Annotated in this window: 1 protein-coding gene; it reads left to right on the top strand. The window is 68.9% G+C overall.

The genetic code is table 11. The annotated features are described in order from the left end of the window. A partial coding sequence (locus tag KDH83_RS31455) for a hypothetical protein (RefSeq protein WP_212323066.1) occupies positions 1-485 on the top strand: 485 nt, incomplete at both ends.

The raw sequence follows: 485 nt of genomic DNA on the forward strand, positions 1-485 counted from the left end.
GCATCCCGCAAGGCATGGTGCCGAACTATCCGGGGCAGTTCTCGGCCTTCGGTTTCATCATGACCGATGCGCGGGTCGATCGGCACCGCACCGTGCAGCAGGTGTCGCGGCGATTCGAGGGGGCGCGGGTCTCGACGGCGATGCGGGATCTGGTGGCCGACGCGGTCGGCGAGTTGCGCGACCAGGGCTACACGCAGGGCATCGAGGTGTACCGCTCGGTCGAGGCGCGCTACCTGGGACAGAACCATGAACTCGAGGTCGTGGTCGACGGCGACGACTTCGACGGCGCCGCCGCCGATGCCTTGTGGAGCCGGTTCCACGAGCAGCACGAGGCGCGCTTCGGCTTCGCCATCCCGGGCGAAACCATCGAGATGGTCAATCTGAAAGTGATTGTCGTGGCGGTGTCCGGCAAGCCCGCGCTGCGCGAGGTGCCCAAGGGGCAGGGCAGCCCCGCGCCCTCCGGCCGCCGCCGCGTGCGCATGGAT

The sequence above is a fragment of the Achromobacter sp. Marseille-Q0513 genome (assembly GCF_018195695.1).
In the GTDB taxonomy this organism is placed as follows: Bacteria; Pseudomonadota; Gammaproteobacteria; order Burkholderiales; family Burkholderiaceae_B; genus Achromobacter.